Here is a 7,718-nt window from a genome sequence, read left to right as displayed (position 1 = left end):
GGTGGTGACCGTCCCTCAGAGTTCGAACGAGGCGTGCGGCGTTCAGAACCGCATCCTGACATCGGCAGATGAGTGCATCGCCCCGTTGCCCATTTGAGGCCCCGGAGGGCAACGCGGCCAACGCCCGCTCACTCGTTCTACGGACGTGTCGCGATGTGGCATTGACGAATTGACCTCTGAGAAAGATCAAGGCGCGGCTCCGCCGCGCTGACCGGGGCCTGCGGCCCCGGCCGTGCCGGGCCTGCGGCCTAGCGGCCGTTCCGGGCGCGGCCGGTCCCGCAGCCGCCGGCTGCCACCTGCGTTGGCGACAGTCGTCACGAGGGTCACCATCGAGCCGCTGACCCGACGCGGCAGGATCCGGCAGCCCTCCGAGCCGGTCAAGCCCTCGGTTCACGTCCGGCTGAGGGGCACACTCCGTTGTGCCGCCGCATCACCATCCGGCGTGGGGGAGGGCTTGACAGCCTCTCCGGTCTGCCTCCAATGCGTCCGCTATCGGGTGGGCGCCTCTCCCTGGTCACGCATCTCAGGTGGGAAACGGTTCGGGCACGCACGGGACGCCGCAATTGGTCGCCCGGCACGATGACCACCGTGGGGATCGGGCGAAGGCTACTAGTGCTTGTCATGGCTGCTGCCGGGGTGATCGTGACGGGCGGGTGCGAGACCGTTGAGTTCGGGGGAGCGACAGGCGTATCCGTCGACGCCACCGGCGCGCCGGTTGCGGTCCTCGCCATCTGCGAGGGGAACATCGATGGGCTTGAGCTCTACTCCGGAGAGGGGGACAACACCGTGACCCACGGCGACTGGCAACGCCGCATCCCCGCATCAGGCTTCGCGACGGTGGAACTGGCACGCCCGGCAGACGGTTGGACGTCCTCCCAGCGGCTCGGCGAGCTGAAGGCAGGCGAGACCTACGGCCTGTTTGGCGGTACGCGCGACAACCGATGGGCGACGGCGCACGTGACCTTCACGCTGGAGAGCCTGGCGAGGCTCCGACCCGGCGAGGTCCTTCGCCAGGCATACGACGAGACGTCGGACCGTGATCGCGACGTCATCACCTCGGTCGAGGAGTTCCGGGGCGAGGTCTGCTAACACATTGCTAACCAGAGGGTCCGACGTCGTGGACTTCCGCGGATTCGCGCGCCGGCTTCTGAGCACGAAAACGAGGTAACCGTAGGAGCGGAACTACCCCGGAACGAGCTTTGAATCAGGACAAGCAGACGTAGGTTTGATTCCTACCCGGGGAGCCAACCCCGCAGGTCAGAGGCTAGGGCCGTCGCGCGCCGCAGGAACCGTCTCGCCGGATGCCCGTCACGCAGCGTCGACCCTCGGCCGCGTCTCGCAGAACCCGGGAAAATAGCGCGACACATGCCGTCCTGATGTGGAGAATCTCCGGGTGACTCTCGACGCCGTCCTCCGTCAAGCGCGTCCGCCGTCACCACTGGCCGGACGGCTCTCCCTGCAGTCACTGCTGTTCGCCCTGGGTGAGGGCACGTTCATGACCGGCTCCGCGGTGTTCTTCACGCAGATCGTCGGGCTGTCCGCCGCACAGGTCGGCCTTGGGCTGACGTGCGCGGGGATCGCTGCGTTCTTGGCCGCGCTTCCCATGGGCAGGCTCGTCGACCGGTTCGGGCCGAAGAAGATGTGGGCCGTCAGCGCGACGGGTCAGGCGGCGATGTTTGCGCTGTGGCCGTTCATCACCGGCTTCGAGGGCTACGTCGCCATGGCCGTCGGCATGGAGGTCATCGGGGCGCTCGGTGGCGCGGCATACGGCTCCTACACGATCGACGTGCTGCCGGCCGACGAGCGAGTCAAGTCACGCGCCTACATGTACTCCGCGCTGAACGTCGGCTTCACGCTCGGCTCGGTGCTCGGCGGTATCGCCCTGGCATTCCGCTCCAACGACGTCCTGCACGCCCTGCCGTGGTTCACGGCCCTGGTGTTCCTCGTCAACGCCGTCGCGATCGGCCGCCTGCCGAGGGCGGCGCACGACGAGCGCAGCCCCGAGGAACGGAAGGTGAAGATCCCCGGCCCCGGTCCACTCCGCAACCCCGGCTGGCTTCTCACGACGTTCTTCAGCGGTGTGTTCTGGACGAACCAGGTGCTGCTCAACGTCGTGATCCCGCTGTGGCTGGTCGAGAAGACCGACGCTCCCAGGGTCCTGCTGGCCTTCCTGTTCGGCACCAACACCGTCATGTGCATCTTCCTGCCGATGGTGACCTCGCGCGGGGTCAAGGACGTGCCGACTGCGCTGCGGGCCGTCCGGCTCTCGTCGGCGTTCTTCGTCGTGTCCTGCCTCATCACGCTCGCGACGCACGACACCGTCGGCTGGGTGACGATCGCGCTCGTCTGGCTCGGCCACGTCACGGTCACCGGCGCGGAGCTCTACCTGTCTGCCGCGAGCTGGTCGTTCGAGGCCGAGCTGATGGACCCGCGGCAGCGCGGCGCGTACCAGGGGGCGGCCGAGCTGAGCGGCACGCTCGGGCGGGTCTGGGCTCCTGCGGTCTACACGTTCCTCGCGATGAACTGGGGCGCCGCGGGATGGCTGCTCATCGCCGCGATCATCGTCGTCGCAACGCTGGGCATCCATCCGTCGACCCGGCTGGCGCGGCGGTTCCTCGAGCAGCACGTGCCGGCCGATGCGCTCGCCGATGCCCGCGCGTCCGCGCCCGAGCCGGAGGAGGGCCTGGCCGTCGGCCCGCCCTCGCTCATCGCCACCGATGAGCCGGTGCCCGATCGCAACCCCGACCCGATCCGCTGAGGGGCCGCGGGGCCGCTTGTCGACCACGTGGACGTGTGCGCGGCCGCTCAGCGTCACGAGCAACCACTCCAGCGTCTCGGCCGCCCGCGAGCCACGGAGGAACTGCCCGGACCTGACCTCGTCGAACGACCAATGCTCGCCCGCTGGCCACCTGCCGGAGTGGGACGTCGGCCCGTTCGGCCCTGACCTCGTCAGGTCCTCGCAGCCTCAGGCTCGCGTCCGGCAGCGCCACGGCAGGGAGCGCGACGAGGCGCGGCACAAGGCGCGCCCTGCGGGCTAGGTTGAGGGGGTGGACGTGCTCGACTGGCTGCTCGACTCCGACCCCGCGATCCGATGGCAGGTCCTGCGCGACCTCACGGACGCCCCAGCGGAGCAGGTCCAGGACGAGCGGGCCCGCGTCGCCACCGAAGGCTGGGGGGCCCGCCTGCTCGCGCTGCAGGACGAGGACGGGCAGTGGGATGGCGGCACGTACTTCCCGGCGCGGGTCGAGGACTCCGAGGAGGGGCAGCCGTGGACGGCGACGACCTACAGCCTGTTGCTCCTGCGTGACCTCGGGCTCGACCCCAGCAGCGACGAGGCCCGCGGCGCGGTCGCGCTCGTCGAGGCGAACAGTCGCTGGGAGGAAGGCGGCCAGCCCTTCTTCTCAGGTGAGGTGGAGCCATGTGTCAACGGCATGGCTGTCGCCCTCGGGGCCTACTTCGGTGTGGACGTCGACGCCGTCGTCGCACGACTCCTCGGCGAGCAGCTCGACGACGGTGGGTGGAACTGCGAGGCGGAGAGAGGGTCCACGCGCTCGTCGTTCGGCACGACCATCAACGTGCTCGAGGGGCTCCTGGAGCACGAGCGGGCCACCGGCGGGTCCCCATCCTCGGAGGGGGCCCGGCTTCGCGGGGAGGAGTACCTGCTCGAGCGTGGGCTCCTCCGCCGCTCGACCACGGGGGAGCTCATCAACCCGGCCTGGCTGCAGCTCTCCTTCCCGACCCGGTGGCACTACGACGTCCTTCGGGGCCTCGAGTACTTCCGAGCGGTCGGCGACCCCCCGGACGGCCGCATCGAGGAGGCCGTCGAGGTGGTGCGTTCGAGGCGACAGCCCGATGGCAGGTGGCTGCTCGAGCACAGCCATCCCGGGCGCATCCACTTCTCGATGGAGGACGGCGACGGACACCCGAGTCGGTGGAACACCCTCAGGGCGCTGCGGGTGCTCAGGTGGTGCGGGGATTGAGCCGGAACGGTGAGGAGTCACCCCGCGGCTCGACGGGGCGAGCGGGCCCTTCTTCGACTGCCCCGACACGCAGCAGCTCCCTGACGGGCACCCCCGCCGAGGCATGTCGGTCGTCGCGGCCCTGAGCCGATGGCTCATCCACACCAACCGTCGGCGCAACGGCGCCTGGACGCAGAGGTACGAGCACGGCATACCCGTCACCGGGCTGAGCCCCATCCCCGACCCGGACAGCACCGGCACCACGGTGCACTTCCTGCCCGACGACGTCGTCCGCTCGATGGGCGAGGTGTCGCCGCCGGTGCTGGAGCGGTCGGCGGCCCTGTGGCCCCAGCTCGCTGTCGAGGTCGCGGACGAGCGCAGCGCCTGAGCCGGCGGGGTCCTGCACACCGAGTGCAGGACCCCGCCCCGGCGCGACTGGTCGACGTCGCGTCTCAGGTCGTCGACGTGGCCGAGCTGGTGGCCGAGGGGGCCGGCTGCGGGCCACCGCCGGGGCCGCCGGTCCGGGTCTCGATGGTCCCCAGGTCCTTGCTGACCTCGAGCATGACGGGGTTGCCGTCCTTGGTGCCGAGGACGTCATAGGACCCGTCGGGGTCCTTCTGCACCCGCTGGACCGTGACCGCGGAGTCCTTGGTCTTGACGGCGGCGGTCACCTTGGCGAGCTCGGTGCCGGTGACATCGGTGTGGGCGTGGCCGCCCCGCCCTCCGGGGCCGCCCCGACCGCCGCCGGGGCCGCCGGTCCGGGTCTCGATGGTCTTGAGGTCCTTGCTGACCTCGAGCATGACGGGGTTGCCGTCCTTGGTGCCGAGGACGTCGTAGGACCCGTCGGGGTCCTTCTGCACCCGCTGGACTGTGACCGCGGAGTCCTTGGCCTTGACGGCGGCTGTGACCTTGGTGAGCTCGGTGCCGGTGACCTCGGTGTGCGCGTGCCCCCCGGGTCCGCCCATGCCGCGACCCTGGTCCTCGGTGGAGCCCGCGCCGCCGTATCCCGCGACGCCGTATCCCGCGTAGGCGACCTGGTTCGTGGTCGAGGCGTTGGACACAGCGGCCACACCACCGACGAGCGCGCCGGCTGCAGCCACCGCGGCCGCCGTGATCGCGATTTCTCTCCTGACAGGCATGCTCTGCCCACCTTCCTCATACGTCGTAGGGGCTGGGCGCCCGATGATGAACCCCACGGTGACCGGCGCCGCTGTCAGGACCTGTGCTGGCGCATATGAGGAACCTGTGAGGCCGGCACGGGGCGGACGGCGGGCGTCGCCACTCACCGAAGGCGCCCGGTCGCGAGATCGGGTCACCCGTCATCGACGGGGTCTTACGGCTGAGATCCGTTGCCTCTCCACGCAGTTGGGCGATAACCCGAGGCTGTGGCAGGAAACGACCGTCGCCGTGCACCGGCCGCTGGGCAGCGCGGCCGTGCGGGGCCTGAGCCTATTGCCGCGCCGAGCACGGCGGGCGCAGACTGCTGAGAGGGTGCTCTCGCCCAGACCCTCGCGGTGGGAGCCCGGTCTCCTACCACCCCTGGGGGCATGCGATGCAGACACCGGCGCCCGTCGACTACGCCAGAGCCACCAGCATTGACCACGCGTTGCAGCTGTTGGAGGAACGGGGGCCGGAGTCACGGCTGATCGCCGGTGGGCACAGCCTGCTCCCGATGATGCGACTGCGGATCGCCCGCCCCGAGTGCGTCATCGACATCAACGACCTGGACGAGCTCGACCACATCCGGATCGAGGGCGGCGAGCTGTGCCTCGGGGCCATGACCCGCCACGCGGCCGTGCTCGACTCGCCAGTGGTCGGCGAGCACTACTCGATCCTGCACGACGCCGAGCGCCGGATCGCCGACCCGCCGGTCCGCAACCGCGGCACGGTCGGGGGGTCGCTCTGCCAGGGCGATCCGGCCGAGGACCTGGCCGCCGTCGGCTCCGCGCTCAAGGCCACGCTCGTCCTCCGCTCCCGCCAGGGGACGCGCACCGTGGCTGCCCGGGAGTTCCACGCCGGCCCCTACGAGACGGTGCTCGGCGACGCGGAGATCCTCACCGAGGTCAGGATCCCCCTCCGCCCCGGCGCCGGCAGTGCCTACGAGAAGGTCAAGCGGCGGGCCGGGGACTGGGCGGCAGCCGGTGCCGGCGCCTACGCGGTCCTGAGCGACGGTGTGGTGGCTGATGCCGGCATCGGTCTCACCGCAGTGGGCGCCCCGCACTTCTGCGCCGAGGCGGCGGAGTCCTACCTGATCGGGCGGGACGCCACTGAGGACAACCTGCGGGAGGCCGCGCGGCTGGCCGCCGAAGCCTGCAGGCCGCACGGGGACCAGCGCGGCCCGGCCGAGTACAAACGGCACCTCGCGGGCGAGCTGACCCTGCGGGCGCTGCGCCGCTCCGTCGAACGTGCCCGAGGGGGAGAGTGACGATGCAGATCACGATGACGGTCAACGGTGCTGAGGTCAGCGCCGACGTCGAACCGCGACTGTTGCTGGTCCACTTCGTACGCGAGAACCTCGGCCTCACCGGCACTCACTGGGGATGCGACACGTCGCAGTGCGGCACCTGTGTCCTGTGGCTGGACGGCCAGCCCGTCAAGAGCTGCACGGTGCTGGCGGTCATGGCTGACGGGCACGAGGTCCGCACCGTCGAGGGACTCGAGGTGGATGGCCAGCTCGACCCCGTCCAGCAGGGCTTCATGGAGGAGCACGGACTCCAGTGCGGCTTCTGCACGCCGGGGATGATGATGACCGCACGCTGGCTGCTCGACCACGACCCCGACCCGGACGAGGCCACCATCCGCGAGGCGATCTCCGGGCAGATCTGTCGGTGCACCGGCTACGAGAACATCGTGCGATCCGTCCGCTGGGCTGCCGCGCACCCGCGGGCCTCCGAGCGGCCGGCGCCGTCGCAGCAGCCGGAGTCCCGGCAGCCGGAGTCGCAGCCTGTGGAGGAGGTGCAGGCATGACCGCCACCGTCGACCCGAAGGCAGGATCCCTCAGCCCAGCCGGGAACCCCATGGGCTTCGGCCGGATGCTGCGCAAGGAGGACGCGCGCTTCCTGCGCGGCCAGGGCCACTACCTCGACGACCTGAGCCTGCCGGGGATGCTGCACGCCGCGATTCTGCGCAGCCCGGTCGCCCACGCCCGGATCCTCTCGGTCGACACGTCCGCGGCGGAGGCACACCCCAAGGTGAGGGCCGTGATCACCGGCGCCCTGCTGGAGACCCTCAACCTGGCGTGGATGCCGACGCTGAGCGCCGACGTGCAGGCCGTCCTGGCCACCGACAAGGTCCGCTTCCAGGGCCAGGAGGTGGCGATGGTCATCGCCGAGGACGCGTATGCCGCGCGCGACGCCCTCGAGCTCGTCGACGTCGAGTACGACGTCCTCCCGGCCGTGGTCGATGCCCGCAAGGCGCTCGACCCGGACGCCCCCGTGATCCGTGATGACGTCGAGGGGCGCACCGACAACCACATCTTCGACTGGGAGGCGGGTGACCGGGCACGGACCGACGAGGTCTTCGCCGCTGCCGACGTGGTGGTCAGCCAGGAGATGCTCTACCCGCGCTCGCACCCGGCGCCGATGGAGACGTGCGGCACCATCGCGAGCATGGACAAGGTGACCGGGAAGCTCACCGTTTGGTCGACGAACCAGGCCCCGCACGCCCACCGCACCGTCTACGCCCTCGTCGCAGGGATCCCCGAGCACAACATCCAGATCATCTCGCCGGACATCGGCGGAGGCTTCGGCAACAAGGTGG

The 7,718-nt window shown here is 70.5% G+C and carries 8 protein-coding genes; 7 read left to right on the top strand and 1 reads right to left on the bottom strand.

From position 1 onward, the window contains the following. The first annotated feature begins 621 nt into the window (after nucleotides 1-621). From VIB11_RS15620 to VIB11_RS15605, 4 genes are all read left to right on the top strand, one after another. The gene (locus VIB11_RS15620; protein ID WP_332032385.1) at nucleotides 622-1,089 is read left to right on the top strand and encodes a hypothetical protein; all 468 of its coding nucleotides are present in this window, start codon (nucleotides 622-624) and stop codon (nucleotides 1,087-1,089) included. A 304-nt stretch (nucleotides 1,090-1,393) separates the two neighbouring features. Next, on the top strand, nucleotides 1,394-2,758 hold the full coding sequence (locus VIB11_RS15615; protein WP_332032383.1) for an MFS transporter: 1,365 nt from the start codon (nucleotides 1,394-1,396) through the stop codon (nucleotides 2,756-2,758). 289 nt (nucleotides 2,759-3,047) lie between these two features. Continuing rightward, nucleotides 3,048-3,980: a hypothetical protein gene (locus VIB11_RS15610; protein ID WP_332032381.1), complete on the top strand. Its 933-nt coding sequence runs from the start codon at nucleotides 3,048-3,050 to the stop codon at nucleotides 3,978-3,980. A gap of 103 nt (nucleotides 3,981-4,083) precedes the next feature. After that, nucleotides 4,084-4,347 (top strand): hypothetical protein, encoded by a 264-nt coding sequence (locus tag VIB11_RS15605; protein ID WP_332032379.1) that lies wholly within the window; start codon nucleotides 4,084-4,086, stop codon nucleotides 4,345-4,347. 64 nt (nucleotides 4,348-4,411) lie between these two features. On the opposite strand, the gene VIB11_RS15600 is transcribed toward VIB11_RS15605, so the two are convergent. Continuing rightward, complete coding sequence (locus tag VIB11_RS15600; RefSeq protein WP_332032377.1) at nucleotides 4,412-5,098, bottom strand: hypothetical protein; 687 nt, start codon at nucleotides 5,096-5,098, stop codon at nucleotides 4,412-4,414. A 413-nt stretch (nucleotides 5,099-5,511) separates the two neighbouring features. Here VIB11_RS15600 and VIB11_RS15595 point away from each other — a divergent pair, with 413 nt between their 5' ends. The 3 genes from VIB11_RS15595 to VIB11_RS15585 all read left to right on the top strand — a co-directional run. Continuing rightward, nucleotides 5,512-6,384: a xanthine dehydrogenase family protein subunit M gene (locus VIB11_RS15595; protein WP_332032375.1), complete on the top strand. Its 873-nt coding sequence runs from the start codon at nucleotides 5,512-5,514 to the stop codon at nucleotides 6,382-6,384. A 2-nt stretch (nucleotides 6,385-6,386) separates the two neighbouring features. Then, nucleotides 6,387-6,926: a (2Fe-2S)-binding protein gene (locus VIB11_RS15590; protein WP_332032373.1), complete on the top strand. Its 540-nt coding sequence runs from the start codon at nucleotides 6,387-6,389 to the stop codon at nucleotides 6,924-6,926. After that, the coding region (locus VIB11_RS15585; RefSeq protein ID WP_332032371.1) for a molybdopterin cofactor-binding domain-containing protein at nucleotides 6,923-7,718 on the top strand (796 nt) is incomplete at its 3' end. The genes VIB11_RS15590 and VIB11_RS15585, both read left to right, overlap by 4 nt.

The sequence above is a fragment of the Pedococcus sp. genome, from assembly GCF_036554925.1.
In the GTDB taxonomy this organism is placed as follows: Bacteria; Actinomycetota; Actinomycetes; order Actinomycetales; family Dermatophilaceae; genus Pedococcus_A.
This window is presented reverse-complemented; position numbering and strand designations above follow the sequence as displayed.

Bases quoted from the DNA above. Each gene is read 5' to 3' on its own strand.
- VIB11_RS15590 (WP_332032373.1), top strand. From the start codon at position 6,387: ATGCAGATCACGATGACGGTCAACGGTGCTGAGGTCAGCGCCGACGTC.
- VIB11_RS15595 (WP_332032375.1), top strand. From the start codon at position 5,512: ATGCAGACACCGGCGCCCGTCGACTACGCCAGAGCCACCAGCATTGAC.
- VIB11_RS15620 (WP_332032385.1), top strand. From the start codon at position 622: ATGGCTGCTGCCGGGGTGATCGTGACGGGCGGGTGCGAGACCGTTGAG.
- VIB11_RS15605 (WP_332032379.1), top strand. From the start codon at position 4,084: ATGTCGGTCGTCGCGGCCCTGAGCCGATGGCTCATCCACACCAACCGT.
- VIB11_RS15600 (WP_332032377.1), bottom strand. From the start codon at position 5,098: ATGCCTGTCAGGAGAGAAATCGCGATCACGGCGGCCGCGGTGGCTGCA.